The following is a 20,615-nucleotide window of genomic DNA, read 5'->3' on the forward strand; positions in this document are numbered from 1 at the left end:
TGAGGACGCCTCAGATGACCGATCCCATGGAATCGACCAGCGGCATTCCGTAGAGCAGAAAGCCCCCGACCACGCCGGTGATGGTCATGACGGCGGCTACGGGCAGCGAAAACCGCAGCAGCGCAAGCATCACCACAAAGCCGATTGCGACGATCTGGATATCCATCATGTGTCTGTCTCCGTACCAACTTCGGGCTCAGCCTCGCCGCTTCAGGTCGGCAAGTTCGGCGTCCAGCTCGTCCTTTTCGGCGGAGCTGCCGAGGCGGACATTGACCTTGATGGTCTTCATGCCGCCGACCCGCTCGAATTCACCTTCCTGCAGCACGCGCAGAAGCTTGGCCTGGAATGACGGAGAGATCTCGCCGATTTCATCCAGGAACAGCGTGCCGCCGTGAGCAAGTTCAAAGCGCCCCTTGCACTGGGTCACAGCTCCCGTGAACGCTCCCTTTTCATGACCGAAAAGTTCGGATTCCAGCACGGATTCCGGCAAGACGGCGCAGTTGAGCTTGATGAATGGGCCCTTCTTGCGCTCCGAAAGATCGTGTGTGGCGCGGGCGAACAGCTCCTTGCCGGTGCCGCTTTCCCCGCGCAACAAAACGGTGGAATTGCTGCGCGCGACGACCTTGATCTTCTCCAATACGGAGTGGATGGCCTCGCTCTCGCCGACGATCCCGCCCATCTGCCCACCCGCATCACGGGACGGGCGAACGGTTTCGGAGAGTTCCTTTTCCAGACGACGCTGCTCACCCATCAGCCGCTGGCGATCGCGATTGATGATGTCGTGCAACCGCACCGTCTGACCGACGAGATTGGCGATCATCGCCAGGAACTGAACATCCTCGTCGAAACGGAAGCTGGTGCGGCCGTCTGAAATCCGGTCGATCGTCAAGGTGCCGACGACCTTGTCGCGATCCTTGATCGGCACGCCGATGAACGAGATGCGCGGCTTGCCGCTCCACTCCTCCGCGGCGATCCAGTCCTCAAACAGCGGATCGCTCGCCACATTCTCCACGACGAGCGGCATCTTCGTCGCCACGATCTGACCGATGGCGAGTTGCGGCAGGCGATCGAAATGACTCTTGGTGTTTGTCGCGCTCCAACCGGAACCGACAACGATATTCGGATCGCCGTTTTCGTCGAGCAACGCGATCAGTCCGTGCGACATATCGAGAAAGCTGGACAGCAACGTCAGGACGTTGGACAGCGTCGTTTCGAGGCGCGCCGGGATCGCCAACACCTTCGAAATCTCGTACATGCCATGTAGCGCGACTTCGGCACGCGTGGTGAACACGCCGGCCTGTTTCGCCGCGGACGTTCGGGCTTCCGGGATCAAATCAACAGGCATGGCACCAAATCCATTGACTGGAGGGCGCCTCCCCAGAATTCGCGGGCTTTACGTACTCGTCCCAATAGAGACCCGCTTAAATCGGATTTTTGCAGGTACTACGGCATCGGTCCGCAAGCGTTTTGCAGTTTTTCCTGACCCTGAGTTCTCAAGATTTCGCCGTCTGTTTCTAAATCATAATCAGATACAATGACTTACGGTCGGCCACTTCGCTCGGTGAGCCCCGATCCGTCGACCTGCGCAACCTGTCAGCAAAACTTGTAGAGCACCCCGAAACCGCCGCGCTGGTAGTTCCACTCGATATCCCCGGTCTTGGCGGTCGCGATGCGGCAGGTTCCGCATTCCATGCAGCCTTCGGCGGTGATCTCGGCCTGACCGCGTTCGTTCAGCTCGTAGCACCCCGCCGGGCACAGATGGGTCATAGACAAAAGCGCCTTGGAGGGCGTCTCGTGCGGCAACACCTTGATGTGCGGCCTACCGGCATCGACCAGATAGCGGTTCTGGTAGAACTTCTCCTCGACGCGCATTCCCTTTTCCTGCGGTATGTAGGTCATCGCCATGCCCTCGCGAGTTTGAATGCATCACCGACCAGACCGAGCACACTCCGGCTTTTGCGGAACGAACCGACGATCTGCTTTTCCTCGGAACGCTTATCCGTTCCGTCGACGCGGAACCAGGCCTGAGCCGCATCGGAGAAGAGCTCCGGATAGAGCGTGAAGACGTGATTGTTGGATTCCAGAAAGCCCGGAATCTTGCGGTACTTCTTCAGATCCTTCATCAAGAAGATATCTTCCAGCCGCTTGCGGTACTCGGCGAGATTGGCTTTCGTCATCTCGTCACGGCGCCGATGGAGCCAGACGATCGCCTCGCCCGCAATGCGCCCCGTGGTCATCGCCATGTTGGAACCTTCGCGGTGGACGGAATTGACGGACTGCACCGCGTCCCCGACGACGAGCCAGCCGTCTCCGTAGAGCTCGGGGATGGCGTTGTAGCCGCCTTCCGGGATCAGGTGCGAGGCGTATTCCTTGCACTCGGAACCCTCGATGAGCGGCTTGATGCTCGGGTGGTTCTTGAAGACTTCCAGAAGATCGTAGGGGGTCGTCTCGCTCTCGGCGAAATCGGAGACGATGCAGCCGATGCCGACGGAGATGGACTTCTGGTTGGTATAGAGGAAACCGGTGCCGGTCATGCCATCGGTGATGGTTCCCATCGCCTCGATGACGACGCCCTCGTCGCCCTTGAGGTTGAAGCGGGCCTCGATCACCTCGTGCGGCAGGAAGTGCATCTCCTTGACGGCCAGAGCGACCTGATCGGACTCCACTTCCTCGCGCAGGTCCGAACGCTGGCCGACGAGGCCGTTGACCCCTTCCGCCAGGACGACGACATCGGCAAAGACCTTGCCGGCGTTGCGGTCGGTGCGCACGCCGATGACCCGGCCCGACGCATCGCAGAGTAATTCGGTCACCGTCGTTTCGCACAGGAGCGTGGCGCCGACCTCACGCACCTCGCGCGAAAACCATTTGTCGAACTGCGCGCGGATGATCGTGTAACGGTTCGGCTTTTCCTCGTTGAAGTCGTCGGAGCGGTAGTGCATGCCGACATGGGAACTGTCGCCCATGGTCCACATGCGCTGTTCGATCACGTGACGCTCAAGCGGCGCGTTCTCGCGGAAATCGGGAATGATCTCCTCAAGCGACTTTGCGTAGAGGATGGCGCCCTGGACATTCTTGGAACCGGGATATTCGCCGCACTCCAGTTGCAGAACGTTGAGCCCCTGCTTCGCCATCGTGTACGCGGCGGCGTTTCCGGACAGCCCAGCGCCGACAACGATCGCATCGAAACGGACGTTATTCATGTGAGCCTCCTTGAGCCGAACCCGGTCAGCCGGCCATCCGGTTGACCGAAAGGTGCTTGCGGAACGCTTCGGTCAGCGCCGGCAGCAGCTTCACCGCATCGCCGACGACGGCGAGATGAGCAAAATCCATGATGGGGGCGTTGGGATCGGTATTGATGGCGATGATCAAGTCCGAACCTTCCACACCCACGCGATGCTGGATCGCGTCTGAAATTCCGGTGGCGATGTAGAGCCTCGGCCGGATCGTCTTGCCGGTCTGCCCGATCTGGCGGTCGGCCGGGATCCAGTCCTTTTGCACGAGCGGGCGCGAGCCGCCGTATTTGGCGCCAAGAACTGCGGCGAGGTTCTTCACAAGCTGGAAATTCTCCGCCGAGCGCAGGCCCAGCCCTCCGGCGACGACGATGTCGGCGTAAGGCAATTGAGCCTTGTCGGTGTCGCGATCGGCGACGAACTTCAGCACCTTGGTGATCACCTCATCCTCGGAAAGCCCGAGCGGATGGGAGACGATGCGCCCCGTCCGGCCCGGCTGGATTTCGGGTGCGGACATCACGCGCGGGCGCACCGTCGCCATCTGCGGGCGGAAGTTAAGCGTGAAGATGGTGCACAGCAGCGAGCCGCCGAAGGTCGGACGGGTCGCAGCCAGCGAGCCCTCGTCATCGATCGCCAGTTCGGTGCAATCGGCGGTCAGGCCGGTGAGCAGCGTGGTCGCCACCGAGCCCGCCAGATCGCGACCGAGGTTCGTCGCGCCCAACAGTAGGATTTCCGGCTGGTAGATGTTGACGAGATCGGTCAGCGCCTTGATGTAAGGCTCGTTGCGATAGTGCTCGAGCACCGGATCCACAACGGTGTAGACGACGTCGGCACCATGCTCGAACGTCGCCTGAATCGCATCCGCGATCGCCGCCTCGCTGCCGCCCATGACGACACCGGCAAGCTCCACGCCACGCTTGTCGGCAAGCTTGCGCCCCTCGCCGAGGAGCTCGAACGAGACCGGATGGACAACGCCGTGCTCGACCTCGACGGCGACCCAGACGTGCTTGTAGACCTTGAAGTGTTCGGGCAGCTCTTTCTTGGTGCCGCCGCGACCAACCGTGGGGAAGGGCTTGTTGGGAGCCTCAGCCATGACCGACCTCCTGATCGAACTGGGTGGCTGCGAAATGCAGCAAATCGGTTTCGAGATCGGGCTTGCGCTCGAACAGCGCCGCCATCAGCGAGCTCGCAATCTCGTCCATCGAAAGATCCGTGGTATCGATGTCTTTCGCCTTTTCCGAGCGCGGTTGCGGCGAGAAGATCTTCTTCACGATGGTCGGCGAACCGCACAGGCCACACATGGTGAGATCCTCGATACCGACATCCGCCGCGCTCCAGGTGACGGTCTCCGCCTTGGCGGCGCGCAAGGCATCTTCCAGCGTGCCGCGGCGCATCTCGTTGGAGCCCTCCAGCATCGTAATCAACACCGGAAGCCGGGTGGACAGTACCTGAAGTCCCCCCTCCGCGCGGCGCTCCACCGTGATGGAGCCGGTCTCGGGATCGAGATCATCGATGCGGGAGATGTACGTGAGCTGGTTGAGCTTCAGCCGCTTGGCGATGCCCGGCCCGACCTGGGTGGTATAGCCGTCAATGGTCTGCTTGCCAGTGAAGATGATGGTGGGCGCGCCGAATTCCTCGCCGATCTTCTTGAGCGCCGAGGCCAGCGCGAAACTCGTCGCCAGGGTGTCGGAACCGGCGAAGAAGCGGTCGGTCAGCAGCACGGCTCTCGGTCGGCCCCGAAGGTCAGTGCCTTGTGCAAGCTGTCCTCGGCCATGGGCGGGCCCATGGTGAGCACGGTGACCTCGCCGCCATGCTTGTCGCGAAGCCACAGCGCCTCTTCCAGCGCGAAGAGATCGTAGGGATTGATGATCGTCGGCACGCCCTGGCGCATGATGGTGTTGGTCACCGGATGCACGCGGATCTGAGCGCTGTCGGGAACTTGCTTCACACAAACGACGATGTGCATCGGATCGCACCTGCCCTTTGACCAGTGGGGTTTACTTTCGAAGCTCAATTCACTCTTGAAGCTCCATCGGCAATTCCTGTGCCAAGATCCGAAAGCGCTGAATTGCGCTGTTTCCGATCCCGCCCTACCTGCCGGCTTCGACGAAACACAACGCGCGTGTCGGCTTGCCGACAAAGTGTCAGGTCCCGGAATTCGCGCCGGTGACAGAGGACAACGCGACAAAAGGCTTGGCTGGCTGCGGCTTCGGGCTGGCTGCGTCCTGATGGACCTTGAAGAGACGCTCCTCGATCGGCGAGGAGGCGACGAAATCCTGGTAAGCCTGTTGCAGATGCGTTCTGCAGAGAAGACGGACGGCCTCCTCGTCGAGGGCATCGAAGGCCCCCTCGGCCTCGCTGATCTTCAGGTAATGACCCATGCGCCGCAGGAGATGGAGACGGGCGACATGGACGACGGCGGGTTCATAGGCCACGTCGAGATAGGCGAAAAACTCTTCGGCCGCCGAGAGGCCGGCCAGATCATCCAGAACAGACATGGGAAACTCCTTCGGCTTCTTGTCAGAGACACTGCCACACATCGTGCCTTGTCCCTCCCTCCCCTCAAGAGGAAGGAAGGGAGCGCGCGGGATGATCTGCGCGAACCGCGCATTCGTCCTGCCGCAGCGGGGCGGATATCCGTTCCGCCCTCAGCCGACCCTGCAGGTGATTAACGCGGGTCTCCAGAAACTCGACGCGGTCGATCAACACGGTCAGGACATCGCCGACGGGATTGGGGATGAGATGATGGTCGAGACCGATGCGGCCGTCGGAACGCCACATCACACGCTTCGACTTCACCACCTTTCCGGGGATGCCGATGACGGTCATTTCCGGCGGCACATCCTCGACAACGACGGAATTGGCCCCGATGCGGCAGCCTGCGCCGATCCGGATGGGGCCGAGGATCTTGGTGCCCGCCCCGGCCAGCACCCTGTCTTCCAGCGTCGGATGGCGCTTACCCGCCGACCAGCTCGTGCCGCCCAGCGTCACGCCGTGATAGAGGGTGACGTCATCGCCGACCTCGGCCGTCTCGCCGATGACGACGCCCGCGCCATGATCGATGAAAAAGCGCCGACCGATGGTCGCGCCGGGGTGGATGTCGACATTGGTGAGAACGCGCGCAAACCACGACAGGAAGCGCGCGGAAAAGAGAAATCCCCGCTGCCACAGCCGATGAGCGATGCGATGCCAGATAACGGCATGAACGCCGGGATAGGTGAGCACGATTTTAAGCGTATTGCGGGCGGCGGGATCGCGCGCCCGGACGCAGCCAACGTCCTCGCGCAGCAGCGCGCGGAGCGATGTGGGCGTCTCCCGTGCGACGTCCTTTTCTGGCAGAGAGGGCTCCGACGGCGCCTTGCCGATCCGCTTGTCCGGACCGGACATGGCAAGCAACGCCTCGGCCCCGGAGGTCGGCCCATGGTAATCGTCGCGCAACTCGAAGGGCATGGCGTTCCTCCCGCTCAACCGCTCAGCCCCGCGACACGGGCCAGGTCGCCGCGCCGGTCGCGCCACAGCGGCGATTTCGACTGCACTTCGGCAATGACGGTCGGCAACACGTCGAGGACGCGGTCGATCTCGTCACCCGTCGTTTCGCAGGAAAGGGAGAAGCGGATGGCTCCCTGCTGCGCCGTTGCGGGAACGTCCATGGCGCGCAGCACGTGCGACGGTTCCATCGAGCCGGATGCGCAGGCCGAGCCCGAGGCGACGGCGATACCCGCCTACTCCAGCTTGTGCAGGATGGCCTCGGCATCGAGACAATCGAAGCCAATGTCGCAGGTGTTGGGAAGCCGGTCGACGGCGGCGCCGAGGACGAAACAGTCGCCGATCCCCTGCACGACGCCCTGTTCTAACCGGTCGCGCAAGGAGCGCACACGGATCGTCTCCTCATCCATCCGGGCCAGGGCGATTTCGGCTGCCGCACCGAGCCCGACGATCGCAGACACATTTTCCGTTCCCGCCCGACGGCCGCGCTCCTGGCGCCTGGCGACCGCCGCGCACCATCGGCTTCAGCTTGACGCCCTTGCTGACATCGCCCTTGCTGACATCGCCCTTGCTGACATCGCCCTTGCTGACATCGCCCTTGCTGACATAAAGTGCGCCGATACCCTTGGGCTCGTGCAGCTTATGGCCGGACAGCGAGAGCATGTCGATTTCACTGGCGGCAAGATCGATCGGAACCTTACCGACGGCCTGGACCGCATCGGAATGAAAAAGCGCGCCGACCTCGTGGGCAAGCGCGGCCAGTTCCTCCACCGGATAGAGAACACCCGTCTTGTTGTTCGCCCACATGATCGAGGTCAGTACCGTCTGCTCCGTCAGCGCGGCGCGGTAGGCGTCGATATCAAGACGACCGTTCCCGTCCACCCCGACCACGACCACGTCAACACCGCGGCTTTGCTGAAGATAGGTGGCCAGGGAGAGAACCGCGGGATGTTCAACCGCGCTCGTCACGATCCGGTTGCGCCCGGGCTGCGTCTCGAGAGCCGAGAGAATGGCCGACTTGTCGGATTCCGTGCCCCCGAAGGTGAAGACGATCTCCTGATCGTGCTTCCGCCCCCAAGAGGGCGCGGACCTGTCGGCGCGCCTCGCACAGCGCACCGGCGACCTCCAACCCGAAGGCATGGGAGGACGAGGCATTGCCGAACTGCTCGCTGAAATAGGGCGGCATGGCCGCCACCACATCGGGGTCCGTACGGGTCGTCGCGTTGTTGTCGAGATAGATCGGTCTCACCACAACTTCCTTCCCTCTGGCTTTCCCCCTCGGATCATCCCGCCAGCGTTCGGCCCGCCAGCGTCCGGATCAGGCGGGTACCCCGCCCATGACCGGGACGAGACGGACGAATTCGCCGAGTTCCTCCACCATGCGCGACTGGATGCCCTCGAGCGTCATCGAGGCGAGCTTGCACATGACGCAGGCCCCGCTGAGACGCACCAGCACGCGCTTCCCCTCCACCTTGACGAGGACGCAGTCCCCCCCTCACGCTGGAGGTTGGGCCGGACTTCATCGAGAACGCGGTTGATGACGGCGATGCGTTCGACCTCGCGGCCATCGGGCATTTCGGCGGACGCCTCGGGCGTCGCCTCAGAGATCTGGACCAGCCGGGTCTGCACGGTGTTTCCCTCCTTTGGTATCCTTCGCCCTTTCCCAGTGGCGCGCGCTGCGGCTCAGCCGAACGACTTGCCGCAGGAACAGCTCGAGGTGGCGTTCGGGTTGTCGAAGGTGAAGCCGGATCCTTCCAGGGCGACGACGAAATCGATGGTCGTGCCGTTCAGGAGTTGATGGCTCGTGGTATCGACGAAGACTTTCACCCCGTCGCGCTCGATCACCGTGTCGTCCGGATCGGCGGTATCAACCAGGCTCATCATGTACTTGTAGCCGGCGCATCCGCCGGTCTCGACCATGATGCGCAGGCCGCCGACGGGATCCTTTGCACCGGAAATCGCGGTGCGGACGGCTTCCAGGGCGCTGTCTGTCAGATTAATCATCGCTGCCTTCCCATCGCTACTGATGGTCTTTCTCTGAAGATCTTTCAGCAAGCGCCGTGCCATGGCGTGAAATCTGCAGTTTTCCGCCATTCTGGCCCTTCCAATCGCTGTTGTCTTTGCAACGTTTGTCGGGTTTGCGACAGACAGGTTCTCTCCATCATCCGGGACGCCTCGCCCCCGACCGGAGAAGAGATTCAGCGGAAACCCTCGGCTTTTCCCGGCGGACCCGGTGAAAAGTTGCGCCGTGAGGCAAATCGACAAACCGCTTGCATACGAGGGATCGGACGCATCAACGCGGACGAGCAGAAGGCCCACCCGATCGTCGGGCTCAATACCGCGCTGACGGAGGAAGGCTTCGTCCTCCATGTGCCGAAAGGCGAGACGCTCGCCGCGCCGCTGCATGTGCGCTTCGAGTGGTCGGCCGAGGCCGGTGACCGGCATGTCCGGCTGGCCGATGAAGCGTCACTCACGCATGTGCGCATCGACAGGCTGGGGGCGAGCGGTCGTCTCAGCGCTGTGACCCTCGGCGAGGTGGGCGCGGCGGCACAATACAAGGCGTTCAACCTTTCCGAAGGCGACCATTTCTGCCGCAACGAGGCGCTGTTCGCGCTTATCGGCGAAGGGGCAAACGTGGAGATCGACGGGGCGTTTCCCGTCACCCGCGACAACCATTGCGACAACACCGCCGTGATCATCCATGCGGTGCCGAACACGACAAGCCGCCAGGCCTTTCGCGGCGTGCTGTCGGGCCGCTCGAAGAGCGCTTACCAGGGCTGCGTGAAGGTGGCGGAGGATGCCCAGAAGACCGACGCCTACCAGATGAGCCGGGCACTGCTGCTTTCGCGCGAAGCGCGGATCGCGACCAAGCCGGAACTGGAAATCTACGCCGATGACGTGAAGTGCAGCCACGGCGCAACCGCGGGCGAGATGGACGGCGATGCGCTGTTCTTCCTGCGCTCGCGCGGCATTAGGGAGGAAGAAGCCCGGGCCATGCTGGTCGAGGTGTTCCTGCAGGAAGCGGTGGAGACGATCGAACGGGACGACCTGGCAGCCATGGCGGCGGCCGCGATCCGCGACGGGCTCTCCGTTCACCAAAGCGAGGTCAGCCATGCCGGATAACCGCCTCACCCTCAAGGCCGCAACAGCTCCGGTCGCATTCGACGTGAGCGCCGTGAGCGCCGACTTTCCGCTGCTCGCACGCGAGGTGCACGGCAAGCCGCTCGTCTATCTCGACAACGCGGCTTCCGCCCAGAAGGTGCAGGCGGTGCTGGACGTGATGACCAGCTCCGACACCCAGACCTACGCCAACGTTCACCGCGGCATCCATTTTCTCTCAAGCGAGGCGACGCGCGAGACCGCACGGCGGTTCGTCAACGCCGCACGGCTTGAAGAAATCGTCTTCACCAAGGGCGGGACGGAGGCGATCAACCTCGTCGCCTCCTCGCTCGGGGCGGAGATCGAGGAAGGCGACGAGATCATCGTTTCCGACATGGAACACCACTCCAACATCGTGCCCTGGCATTTCCTGAGGGAGCGCAAGGGCACGGTGCTGAAATGGGTGCCAGTGACCGGGGACGGCTGTCAGGGGCTGGTGCACGAGACCGTCGATGTCCAGGCGCTCGACTGCGATTTCTACGTCGCCACCGCGCACAAGCTCTACGGCCTCTCCGGCATCGGTTTTTTCTATGGAAAGCACGAGCACCTGGAGACGATGCAGCCCTATCAGGGCGGCGGCGAGAGATCGACACGGTGACCCGCGAGGCGATCACCTACGGCGTGCCGCCGCACCGTTTCGAGGCGGGCACGCCGCCCATCGTTCCCGCAATCGGGCTCGGGGCAGCGTTGGCCTACATTGAAGGGATGGACCGCGAGGCGGCCCTCGCGCACGAGGCGGAGCTGCTGGCGCACGCGAGCGAGGAGCTTTCGAAGATCGAGGGTTTGACCATCTTCAGCAATGCGCCCGGCAAGGGCGCGCTGGTGACCTTCGCCATTGACGGCATCCACGCGCAGGACATTTCGACCGGTCGGGGATCGCGGTCAGGGCGGGCAGCCACTGCGCCCCCAGCCGCTGATGGACCATCTGGGCGTGACCGCCACCACGCGCGCATCGTTCTCTCTCTACAACACGCACGAAGAAGTGGAAGCACTCGCAGCCGGGCTGCGCAAGGCGAAGGAGTTCTTCGGATGATGACGCCACCTTGCAGGAACGGCCCTTCGCGGCCGCTCCGGGCTCACCCCGCGAGGATGCCCGGATGGAACATGTCATCACGGCGATCCGGACCGTGCTCGACCCGGAAATCCCGGTCAACGTCTACGACCTGAGGCTGATCTACGACATCGCCATCAATGATGTGAACGTTGCCGAGATCGAGATGACGCTAACCGCGCCGGGCTGCCCGGTGGCCAGAGAACTGGTCGGCTGGGTGCAAAGGGCCGTCAACGATGTCTCCGGCATCGATGCCGTCGTCGTGCGGCTGGTGTTCGATCCGCCCTGGGACACGTCGAGAATGTCGGAGGAGGCCCGGTTGGAACTCGGCTTCATGTGAGCCGGACGTCGGATGGATCAGCTCCCGCAAGTGTTTGAAGGAGAACGCGATATGTCAAACCTCCGCACGGCTCCCGCGCCCTGCCCGGTAGCAACCGACCCGATCAGACTGAAAGACCGGCTGCAAAAGGCGGGGCTCCGGGTCACGCGGCAGCGCCTTGCCCTGGGAAGACTGCTCTTCAACGGGAAGCATCAGCACATCACGGCCGAGAAGTTGCACCAAAGGGCGATCGGAGCGAAGGCGCACCTGACGCTTGCGACCGTCTACAACACGCTTCACCAGTTCAAGGCGGCGGGCCTTCTGCGCGAAGTCGCGGTCAGCGCCTCGACGAACTACTTCGATACCGATTACCTCCGACCACTATCACTATTTCATCGGAGACGACCGGGCCGTGGTCGACATGCCGCTTGCATCGGTCTCACTCGACAGCATTCCGGAAGCCCCCAAAGGCATGGAAGTCACCCATATCGACGTGATCGTCCATGTCAGACGGATCGGTTCCGGCTACCGCGCGGGCTAGGGTGTTGTCCCCTCGCCCGTTCCCTGCCCCAGCACCAGACCAGATAGCCTTTCGTCCGACCTCCCGGAAAGGTCGTCGCCTCGTGAACGGAGATGATTATGCATGTTGAGAAAGGTTCCTGACGTCACCTTCCGCACCCGGGTTCACGACGAGAGCGTCGAAAAACCGAACCCTTAATTGGTGGGACTACAAGACCACGAACGACTACTTCGTCGGAAAGCGCGTCATTCTCTTTTCGCTGCCCGGCGCCTTCACGCCGACCTGCTCGACCTACCAGTTGCCAGACTTCGAGAAGTTCTATCCGGAATTCGAAGCTCTCGGCATCGACGATATCTACTGCATCTCCGTCAATGACGCCTTCGTCATGAACGCCTGGGCGAAAGCGTAGAACCTTGAGAACGTGACGGTTCTTCCGGACGGGTCGGGCGAGTTCACCCGCAAGATGGCCATGCTGGTCGCCAAGGACAATCTCGGCTTCGGCATGCGCTCCTGGCGCTACGCGGCGATCGTCAACGACGGACGGATCGAGCGGATGCTTCGAGGAGAATGGCTTTGCAGACAATTGCGAGACCGATCCCTATGGCATCTCCTCGCCGCAAAACATCCTCGAGGTGCTGAAGGAGATGGAAAAGGAAGAGGCCGCATAAGCGCGGGCCCTTCCTGCCTCATTGCCTGCGTCATTGTCCGGCGAATTGAAGGAAACCCTTGTCGCGTTTGCGACAAGGGTTCGCTTTCCGACATGGCTTGATCATAATAGATCAAACAATATCAATATTTTATTTGCTGGCATGGCTCTTCCTAACGGTCATTTGACACGAACCGCAAGGATCTGCGCCTGACGACCGGTGCCGCAGGTTCCGCCCGAGCAAGGCATGAGCCCATGGACAGCCTCCCCTTTGTCTTCCTGAACGACACGACGCTGCGCGACGGCGAGCAGGCGCCGGGCATCGCCTTTTCGATGCAAGAGAAGATCGACATCGCCGAGGCGTTCGCCTTTGCCGGCGTGCCGGAGATCGAGGCGGGAACGCCGGCGATGGGCGAGGAGGAGATCGAGGCGATCCGCGTAATCTCGGAACTGAAGTGCGGTTTCCGCGTGCTGACCTGGTGTCGGATGACCGCGGGCGCTCTCGGCGCGGCTGTCAAGAGTGGCGCGGACACCGTGAACCTTTCCATCCCGATGTCGGACCTGATTCTGTCGAAGAAGCTCGGCATCGGCCGCGACGAGGCGCTCAAGCGTATCCGGCACCATGTCGCGGCGGCGCGCAACGCGGGGTTCGATGTGGCGGTGGGCGGCGAGGATTCATCCCGCGCGAACCCGGATCACCTCGCCCGGGTGGCGGAAGCCGCTGAAGAAGCCGGCGCCTTCCGACTGAGGCTTGCGGACACGGTCGGCATCCTCGATCCCTTTTCCACGCATGCGCTTGTCGAGCGGGTGGTGCGCTCGGCAAGCGGGCTGGCGCTGGAATTCCACGCCCACAACGACCTGGGCCTTGCCACCGCCAACAGCCTGGCCGCCGTGCGGGCGGGCGCGGCACATCTTCGGTCACCGTCAACGACATCGGCGAGCGCGCCGACAACACGCCGCTCGACGAAATGGCCGTGGCGCTGGGCCGTCTGCACAGGTTCCAGACCGGGATCGACTGGAAGCAGCTCCCCTCCTTGCCGCGGGCGTTGCAGACGCGTCGGGACGGCCGGTCCCCCATGCCAAGGCGATCGTCGGCAGCCATGTCTTCAGCCACGAATCCGGCATCCACGTCGCCGCGCTTCTGAAGGCGCCGGAAACCTACCAGGGGCTGGACCCGGCGGAGATCGGCCGCCGCCACACCATCGTGCTCGGCAAGCATTCGGGAACGGCGGCGCTCGGCAATGCGCTGGCCCGGCTTGGCCACAAATGCGATCCTGCCGTCGCGCCCGTTCTGCTTTCACTGATGCGCCATCACGCGACCAAGCACAAGGGCCCGGTGGGCGACGGCGATCTGGAACGACTGTTTCTGCTGGCGGAGGAATTTCTCGATCTTGGCCCGGAGGACGGCATACCGACAGGAGGGCACGACGATACCGGCAGCATCGCGGGTGTGGCCCCGGAGGGCCGCCTGCACAGCTAGGGCGCTCCCCGTTCAGGCTGACCCGCTCCGGACACGCGGCTCGGTTCGGTGCGTCCGGCATACCCGACACGTCTGCGCCCCCGGAAACGGGGTTTCCGGTTCAATTCGCATGCCCACTAAAGCGAGACACGAACCGTGCCCGAGCGTTTTTGCGCGTCTATACAACCGTATATTTACCTATATCACTGGATTTCCAAGAACCTTCAGATCGAATACGCTGGAACGGCGCCCCGAAATATGATGTACTTTTATCCCTCTCGATGGTTCGATGAATTCTGCACCAAATTATTTCGGGGAAAATCATGTTCCATTTTCCAACGCGTTTTTCTTTGATACTTTTATTTTCTCTGATCGCGGCCCTGGGCGGGGGCGTTTTCATTGCCTTCGGCGAAAACGCGTCGGGAACGGGCACGCCGGAGCTTCCGCCCTTTACGGAAGCCGATGTTCCACCCGCACCGGACTATGAAAAGGCAAGCAGCTGGCTGGACTTGCCTGACAACCCGGACCAGTTCGCCGTTGATATCTTCTGGGTCTATCCGACCGTGCTTCTCGACGATTCAGCCTGGCTGATGAATATCACCGACAAGAAGCTCATTGCCGCGGCCCAGCTCTCCGTCGTCACCGAGGCGCGCGCCTTTTCGAGCCAGGCGAACCTCTATGCCCCGCTCTACCGCCAGATGAACATTTACGGCTTCACGAACGATTCGGAGGAGTGGGAGCCCATCGCCGACTACGGCATGGACGACGTTCATCGGGCACTTGCGTATTACCTGAAGCATTACAACAAGGGACGCCCCTTCATCCTGGCGGGACATAGCCAGGGCTCCTACGATCTCATTCAGATTGTGTTGGCTTCCTGGGGCAAGACGAAGCCCCCGAGCAAGGAGCTTTCCCCGGACGAGCAGCTGATCGCCGATGCCAAAGACCGGCTGATCGCGGGTTATGTCGTCGGCTGGTCTCTCACCCGGCAGGACCTGCGGCTCAACCCGGAAATCAAGGTCTGCGACGAGCCGCATCAGACGGGTTGCTTTGTCAGCTACAACTCGGTGGCGCCGGGCAAACAGAAGGAGTCGCCCGTCATTTTCCCCGGAGCCATCGTCGTCAATCCGCTGATATGGACCCGGGACACGGCTCTCGCGCCCGCCAAGGACAATCGCGGTTCGACCTTCATCAACAAGGACGGCACCTACCAGATCTTGCCGCGGTTCGCCTCCGCCCAGATCGCCGATTTCGGGCTGTCGGTGGTGGCGAAGGACCCGGAGCGGCTCGAAGCGCCCGGTTTTCCCGAAGGCGTCTATCACGGTTACGACTATCCGCTGTTCTACGAGAACATCATGTCAAACGCCTCGCAGCGCATTCAGGCCTATTTCAAGCAGAAGCACTAGGAGAGAGATGCAGTCTCCGTTTCGCGGTTCCGATACGGAGGACAGACCGATTGACGGGAACAATACGGTTAACACGTGGTTTTCCCGGCAGATGAGCGGATCTGTCGTCACCATCGCCTCGCTCAAGGGGGGAAGCGGCAAGACAACCCTTGCCACGTGCCTGGCCGTGCACTGGCACCTGAAAGGCCTCAATCCGCTGCTGATCGATGCCGACCCGCAACGCTCCATCATGCGCCTGGCCGAACGCGACAAGGCGCTCGGCGGCGCGGCGCTGCTGGGACAGGCCGACAAGAACGTCTGGGAGACGATCAAGCAGCAGAACCCGGGATACGGCGTCACCATCGTCGATACGCCGGGTTTCGACAGCGAAATCACGATCGCCGCGCTGGCCGGTCGCCGATCTGGTGCTGATCCCAGTCAAGGCCTCGCCGCTCGACGTCGACCGGATGATGGATACGGTAAAGAGGCTGATGGGATGGGCGCCGACATTTCGCTGTGTGCTGACGCAGACGATGCGGGGCAGCGTGGTCTCCCGTCATGTGCGCGCCGAGTTGAAGGAAAGCGGCTTTCCGCGGCTCGCCACCGAGATGCCGAGCCGCGTCGCCTATGCGGAGGCGGGCCTGTTCGGCGCAACGCCGAGCCTGATGGCGCCGGAGGGGGCTGCTGCGCGCGATATCGCGGAAATAGCAGATGAGGCCGAAACATTGCTTTTGACCAAGAAAGAAATGAGCGCATGAGCAAGAGACTGCCGAGGACATCGCAGCAGACATTGAACGATCTGCGCAATACCGCAAGAGACACGCTGGAGGAGGAAAAGGCGACAGCTCTCGCATCGGCGGAAAATTCAGGCTCGGAGGCAGCAGCGGCGGGGACGAATGCCGATGGCCCGAAGCGCCGAAACCCGACAGAACCGGATCCGGCTGGACACCAGAACGAGGCCGCTGCGACGTCTGGCCCTGACAGCGAGGGGGCCGCGCGGAAGGCGGTGGCCCCTCGCACAGAGGGTGCTCTCACAATGCCGAACCATGCCGCCGTCAGTGACAATCCGATCGTGATGAACAAGGCCGCCTTCCTGACGTCGGCGGGGCAGCTGATCGTCGAACGTCATGCAAATTTCGCCACCGTCGCCGGGCTGATCCCGCTGCCGTGGGTCGACCTTGCCGCGATTACGGCCATTGTCGACCGGATGCTGCGCAAGCTGGCGCGCCTCCACGGCAAGCGTCTCGACGGCGAGCGCAGCAAGCAGCTTGCGGCCGCGATGCTGACGGGCATGGCCGCGCCGGGGATTGCCAGCTTCACCACGACCGGACTTTTCCGCGTAACGATCGGGCAGCATTTCATTGGCAGCACCATCACTTCCATTTCCGCTGCCGTACTCGTGCGCGTTGTCGGAAAAATCTATCTCACGCATCTGCGAGAAGAGGACAGTAGCCCGGTTATTAATGCGTAATTTTCCCTAATTACAGCGGTTAAAACGTGTTAACTCTTTTCATTTACCACCAGAAATAGTATATTCTTCTGTGAGCTGTATGCCTTTCGGAAATGCAGGCACCTTCACTCTGATCGGGCCGTTAATAGATCTGGCCCGAGTTGATCTCAGGAGATTTCTATGGCGAGCAAAGCTACCGCGAGCACTGCCGAAAAGCCCATCGAAGAAGCGGTCGATGAGGCTGCGATCGAGCAGGGTCTCGAATTCGACACCACGCGTGGCCTCACGGCCGACAACCTCATCAAGGATTACGTGATCGCGTCGGTTGCCGCGAGCATCGTTCCAGTTGCCTTCCTCGATATCGCGGCGGTCATCGGAATTCAGCTCCGCATGATCCAGAAGCTTTCCCAGCTCTACGGCAAGCCGTTTTCCGAGCGGCTCGGCCGCAAGGCGATCTACGCGCTTGCAGGCGGCGTGCTCGGCTACGGCGCCGGATACGTGGTGGCCGCCAGCGCGACCAAGATGATCCCCGGCATCGGCTGGATGGTCGGAATGGTGTCCCTGCCCGTGGTGGTGGGCGCTTCGACCTACGCCGTCGGCCGCTCCATCATGCAGCATTACGAGAACGGCGGCACGCTGCGGAACTTCAGCGCGGGCAAGATGCGCGCGTTCTACAAGGAGCAGTTCGAGAAGGGCAAGGATCTCGCCCGCAAAACCAAGGCCGCGGCGAAAGCCGAGAGCGTGGCAGAGGAAGCCGCGTCCTGATCTTTCGAACAGCACCGGGAATGCGAAATACGCCGCTTCGTGAAAATGGGGCGGCGTTTTTGTTTGTCGGAGATGGATGGGTCGTGGTGGGGTTCGGTCGGGAGGTCCATCCTTTCGATATGGCGCTGCGCGCCTCCTCAGGATGACGTTGTGGGGATGTTGCCCACCCCCCCCACACTCGGACACGTCATCCGGAAAGGCAGGCACGGAAGAGCCCCTTGCTCATGGCTGTCATCCCTGCGCAGGCGGGGATCCAGTAACCACAGGATCGGCTTTCGAGCATGATCGGCTGCGTCTCTGGAATGCTGGGTTCCCGCCCTACGCGGGGATGACAATCGTGCTTGTGTCAGCTTGGCGACGTTGGACGCGAAGATCAAAAGCGAATGGGGTGAGCACGCCCTCGAGCTAGGCTCTGAAGGTGGCCCAAAGCGCCGTCTCGAAGGGATGGGCCACGCAATCGAACCACGCGCATAACAAGCACAACAGCGCCAATGACCGCCGTCAGATCCGGCGTTTCTTGCAGCCGCAGATGGGGCGGCACCATTGGTCGCCGGCCAGCAGGACGATGATCCCCACCACCGGGCTGAAGACAAAGGCGATCAGGAAGTTGCCGATGAAGCCGAAGCGCGTGTTGCGGCCCAGCACGCCGATAATCCAGCTCGCCAGAACCCAGAGCAGGAATATCCAGGGGTTCACGATTATGGTCATTGGCCATTCCTCTCCATGTCCAAGGAATGTTCCCCATAGTCGGCCCCGGCTTGCACGGCGGATGGGGCGGCGGGGTCGCTTCCCTCGACTTTGCGCGAATAGCTGCCGGAGCCGAAATTCCGCTCCAACGGGATCTTGATGGCCGAGACCGTGTGAAAAGCGGTCCCGTCGTGCCGTACGATATAGATTTCAGTATCGGTAATCAGGCCGTTGCGGTCAAACACCAGCGGGCACGTCACGCCGACGAAGGGCCGCTTGTAACGCGCGATCTTCAACGTATCGGAGACACGATCCGCATCTATCGTCCGCGCCCGGTTCACGGCATCGCGCACCAGCATGGTTGAATCGTAGCCCAGCACCGCGTTCCGATCCGGCAGGCCGCCGAAGGCATCGCCGTATTGCTGGATGAAGGCCTTGGCGCGCTCGGAAACCGTGCTGTCGCGATCATAGAACGAAACGCCGAAGACGTCTCTCATCCCCTCCTTGCCGACCGTCTTCTCGATCACGTCGGAGAACATGTATTCCATGCCGAAGACGGGCACGTCGAGCCCGAGATTGCGCGCGCGCTTGATGAATTCCGCCGTTTCCGACAGAGATGAGGAGACGACGAAGAAGGCGTCGAAATCCGTTCGCTTGAACAACTTGTTGTCCAGAATGAACATCAGGAGATCGTCGATGGAGCGGCTCGTGCCCGACAGGTAGCTGCGGAAGACGACGGTGGCTCCGGCCCTGGTGATCGTCTCGGTGAAGAAGTTCGAGGATTCCTTCCCGTAGTCCGACTTGTCGGACAGGATGATGAAGCGGCTGTATCCGTGCTTCAGCGCGTAGGTGCCGATCAAGTTCGCATTCAGCTCGTTGTCTGGCCGTAGGGCGAAGACCGTTTCGAAAGAATGGTTGGTCAGCGAGGTCGCCGTGGCGTGGGTCGCCATGAACAGCACGTTGTTGCGCGCGTAGACCGAACTCGCGGTTATCGCCGTATCGGACTTTTCGTGCCCGACGACCGCCACGAGATTGCGGGAATGCGCGATGCCGTCGGACAGTTTCAGGGTCTTTGCGACCGTCGTTTCCAGCTCGGTCTTGGAGGTGATCTTGTCTTCGCACACGAGCCCCAGATCGAGCTCCTTGCCCAGAACCTTTTCGGGGCTGGCGTTGATATGTTCCACCGCCAGCTCCACCCCGTGCAGGAAGCTGCTCTCCTCGCGGTCGTCGGCATAGACGGCGATCAGCGAGTAGTTGTCGTCTTGCTTGCCGAAGAGACCGGCAAAGATCCGCTCCATGGCGGGCGCGAAAACGAAAAGCCCACCGGCCACGATCAAAAGCGGCAGGCCGAGCAAAAGCCGCCTCCGGGTGCGGGAGGCCTTTTTCTTTTCCTGATCTTTCGGCACGACCTCCACCATCACGGCTATCGGTCGCTGCCGAGAATGAGCGGCAGGCCGTCCTTGCCGGAGCCGATCACCACGGTCTTGGAATTGGGCGACGTCGCCAGTTCCTTGGTCGCCTGAACGCCCTGCCAGCGCAGTAGGTCCTCCGTCAGGCTCTTCTTGACGATGTCCTGGTACTTGCGGATGCCCTCCGCCTCGATCGCCTTGCGCTCGGCTTCCTTCTGCTCAATTTCCAGACGGTACCTGTAGGCCTTCTGTTCTTCTGACAGCGTGAGCTTGCGCTCGATCGCCAGCTTCACGGCCTGCGGCAGCTCCACGTTGCGCACCAGCACGTTGTCGACGATGACATAGCGCTCCTCGACGCCGGTCAGGCTGCTGATGACGACGGATTCAAGGAAGCCCAGCTGGCTGGTATAGACCTCCTCCGGGGTGTACTGGCCGACCACGCGACGCAGGACCGCCTCGGTTTCCGGAAAGACGACCTTGTCGAGATATTCCGGCCCGACGGTGACGTGCAGCAGGGGAAGGAGCCGCAGGTCCGGCTTGTAACGCACTGCGATCTGAAGCTCAATCGGCAGCCCGTCCTTGGTCAGCATCGTGTAGTTGCGTTCCTTGGTCTGCAGCCGGACGTTGTAGATGTACATCTGGTTCCACGGCCAGAGGATGTGCAGACCTTCGCCGTAGATCCGGCTCATCTCCGTGCCCGAGACCCAGCGGTAGAGAACGCCCGCCTCGCCGGAATGAACCGTAACGACGATCCTGTTCCACAACAGCGCCAGAGCGAGACCGATTGCGACGAGGAAAATGAGAAAATAGAGCTGAAACCGGCGTTGGCAATCACCTTTCAACGCGTTTTCGTATTCATCGAATTCGTCGTCATAAGCCATTCGGCCAGCTCACCTCATCAGATGCAGGGAGAACTTTGGCTATAAGATTAGTCCCGTCTGAAATCTAGTACGCAACTTGTTCGAATATAACCGTTTTACCGATCTTCCACCTTTAATACACGCAGCTATTTCGTCCCACCGACGAACGACCACGTAATTCACCGGACT

General features: G+C 61.8%; 20 protein-coding genes and 5 pseudogenes. 11 read left to right on the top strand and 14 right to left on the bottom strand.

The window, feature by feature from the left end:
- Positions 1–10 precede the first annotated feature (10 nt).
- The 11 genes and pseudogenes from QNJ43_RS23395 to QNJ43_RS23445 form a co-directional block, all read right to left on the bottom strand.
- Positions 11–169, bottom strand: a complete 159-nt coding sequence (locus QNJ43_RS23395) for a hypothetical protein (protein WP_300473681.1) — start codon at positions 167–169, stop codon at positions 11–13.
- Between the two features lie 27 nt (positions 170–196).
- The gene (locus QNJ43_RS23400) at positions 197–1,291 is read right to left on the bottom strand and encodes a sigma 54-interacting transcriptional regulator (RefSeq protein WP_346433106.1); all 1,095 of its coding nucleotides are present in this window, start codon (positions 1,289–1,291) and stop codon (positions 197–199) included.
- A 302-nt stretch (positions 1,292–1,593) separates the two neighbouring features.
- Positions 1,594–1,899, bottom strand: a complete 306-nt coding sequence (locus QNJ43_RS23405; protein ID WP_300473684.1) for a ferredoxin family protein — start codon at positions 1,897–1,899, stop codon at positions 1,594–1,596.
- On the bottom strand, positions 1,896–3,200 hold the full coding sequence (locus tag QNJ43_RS23410; RefSeq protein ID WP_300473687.1) for an FAD-dependent oxidoreductase: 1,305 nt from the start codon (positions 3,198–3,200) through the stop codon (positions 1,896–1,898). The genes QNJ43_RS23405 and QNJ43_RS23410 overlap by 4 nt, the downstream gene beginning before the upstream one ends.
- Positions 3,201–3,225: 25 nt before the next feature.
- Positions 3,226–4,323: an electron transfer flavoprotein subunit alpha/FixB family protein gene (locus tag QNJ43_RS23415; RefSeq protein WP_300473690.1), complete on the bottom strand. Its 1,098-nt coding sequence runs from the start codon at positions 4,321–4,323 to the stop codon at positions 3,226–3,228.
- Positions 4,316–5,196, bottom strand: a pseudogene (locus tag QNJ43_RS23420) (electron transfer flavoprotein subunit beta/FixA family protein). Before QNJ43_RS23420 ends, QNJ43_RS23415 begins: the two are co-directional and overlap by 8 nt.
- Before the next feature lie 178 nt (positions 5,197–5,374).
- Positions 5,375–5,728 carry a nitrogenase stabilizing/protective protein NifW gene (gene nifW / locus QNJ43_RS23425; protein ID WP_300473693.1) on the bottom strand — a complete coding sequence of 118 codons (354 nt, stop codon included), beginning with the start codon at positions 5,726–5,728 and terminating at the stop codon, positions 5,375–5,377.
- 64 nt (positions 5,729–5,792) lie between these two features.
- The gene (gene cysE, locus QNJ43_RS23430; protein ID WP_300473696.1) at positions 5,793–6,680 is read right to left on the bottom strand and encodes a serine O-acetyltransferase; all 888 of its coding nucleotides are present in this window, start codon (positions 6,678–6,680) and stop codon (positions 5,793–5,795) included.
- A gap of 14 nt (positions 6,681–6,694) precedes the next feature.
- A pseudogene (locus QNJ43_RS23435) lies at positions 6,695–7,965 on the bottom strand (aminotransferase class V-fold PLP-dependent enzyme).
- Positions 7,966–8,034: 69 nt separating this feature from the next.
- Positions 8,035–8,187, bottom strand: coding sequence for a NifU family protein (locus QNJ43_RS23440; RefSeq protein WP_300473699.1), 153 nt, complete (start codon positions 8,185–8,187; stop codon positions 8,035–8,037).
- Positions 8,188–8,399: 212 nt separating this feature from the next.
- Positions 8,400–8,720 carry an iron-sulfur cluster assembly accessory protein gene (locus QNJ43_RS23445; protein WP_300473702.1) on the bottom strand — a complete coding sequence of 107 codons (321 nt, stop codon included), beginning with the start codon at positions 8,718–8,720 and terminating at the stop codon, positions 8,400–8,402.
- A 237-nt stretch (positions 8,721–8,957) separates the two neighbouring features.
- Here QNJ43_RS23445 and QNJ43_RS23450 point away from each other — a divergent pair, with 237 nt between their 5' ends.
- The 11 genes and pseudogenes from QNJ43_RS23450 (at position 8,958) to QNJ43_RS23500 (ending at position 17,470) form a co-directional block, all read left to right on the top strand.
- Complete coding sequence (locus QNJ43_RS23450; RefSeq protein WP_300473705.1) at positions 8,958–9,839, top strand: SufD family Fe-S cluster assembly protein; 882 nt, start codon at positions 8,958–8,960, stop codon at positions 9,837–9,839.
- A pseudogene (locus QNJ43_RS23455) lies at positions 9,829–10,908 on the top strand (aminotransferase class V-fold PLP-dependent enzyme). The gene QNJ43_RS23450 and the pseudogene QNJ43_RS23455 overlap by 11 nt, the downstream one beginning before the upstream one ends.
- Before the next feature lie 64 nt (positions 10,909–10,972).
- Complete coding sequence (locus tag QNJ43_RS23460; protein WP_300473707.1) at positions 10,973–11,266, top strand: iron-sulfur cluster assembly protein; 294 nt, start codon at positions 10,973–10,975, stop codon at positions 11,264–11,266.
- Positions 11,267–11,317: 51 nt separating this feature from the next.
- Entirely contained in the window at positions 11,318–11,833 is a 516-nt protein-coding gene (locus tag QNJ43_RS23465; protein ID WP_300473710.1) for a transcriptional repressor, read from the top strand.
- A 55-nt stretch (positions 11,834–11,888) separates the two neighbouring features.
- Positions 11,889–12,433 (top strand): annotated as a pseudogene (locus tag QNJ43_RS23470) (peroxiredoxin).
- 311 nt (positions 12,434–12,744) lie between these two features.
- Positions 12,745–13,266, top strand: a pseudogene (locus QNJ43_RS23475) (homocitrate synthase); the annotation flags it as partial.
- 10 nt (positions 13,267–13,276) lie between these two features.
- Entirely contained in the window at positions 13,277–13,891 is a 615-nt protein-coding gene (locus QNJ43_RS23480) for a hypothetical protein (RefSeq protein ID WP_300473827.1), read from the top strand.
- Positions 13,892–14,379: 488 nt separating this feature from the next.
- Positions 14,380–15,276: a DUF3089 domain-containing protein gene (locus QNJ43_RS23485; protein ID WP_300473713.1), complete on the top strand. Its 897-nt coding sequence runs from the start codon at positions 14,380–14,382 to the stop codon at positions 15,274–15,276.
- Between the two features lie 91 nt (positions 15,277–15,367).
- Positions 15,368–15,970 (top strand): ParA family protein, encoded by a 603-nt coding sequence (locus QNJ43_RS23490; RefSeq protein ID WP_300473715.1) that lies wholly within the window; start codon positions 15,368–15,370, stop codon positions 15,968–15,970.
- Between the two features lie 321 nt (positions 15,971–16,291).
- Complete coding sequence (locus QNJ43_RS23495) at positions 16,292–16,726, top strand: DUF697 domain-containing protein (protein ID WP_300473718.1); 435 nt, start codon at positions 16,292–16,294, stop codon at positions 16,724–16,726.
- A 159-nt stretch (positions 16,727–16,885) separates the two neighbouring features.
- A complete protein-coding gene (locus tag QNJ43_RS23500; RefSeq protein WP_300473721.1) occupies positions 16,886–17,470 on the top strand; it encodes a DUF697 domain-containing protein in 585 nt (194 codons plus the stop codon).
- Positions 17,471–17,971: 501 nt separating this feature from the next.
- Here QNJ43_RS23500 and QNJ43_RS23505 read toward each other — a convergent pair.
- From QNJ43_RS23505 to QNJ43_RS23515, 3 genes are read right to left on the bottom strand one after another with little or no spacing between them, the layout of a single operon-like run.
- Complete coding sequence (locus QNJ43_RS23505) at positions 17,972–18,178, bottom strand: hypothetical protein (protein ID WP_300473724.1); 207 nt, start codon at positions 18,176–18,178, stop codon at positions 17,972–17,974.
- A complete protein-coding gene (locus QNJ43_RS23510; RefSeq protein WP_300473727.1) occupies positions 18,175–19,575 on the bottom strand; it encodes an ABC transporter substrate-binding protein in 1,401 nt (466 codons plus the stop codon). The genes QNJ43_RS23505 and QNJ43_RS23510 overlap by 4 nt, the downstream gene beginning before the upstream one ends.
- Before the next feature lie 5 nt (positions 19,576–19,580).
- On the bottom strand, positions 19,581–20,447 hold the full coding sequence (locus tag QNJ43_RS23515; protein ID WP_300473730.1) for a prohibitin family protein: 867 nt from the start codon (positions 20,445–20,447) through the stop codon (positions 19,581–19,583).
- Positions 20,448–20,615: the final 168 nt, after the last annotated feature.

This window comes from Breoghania sp., assembly GCF_030066895.1.
Classification (GTDB): Bacteria; Pseudomonadota; Alphaproteobacteria; order Rhizobiales; family Stappiaceae; genus Breoghania.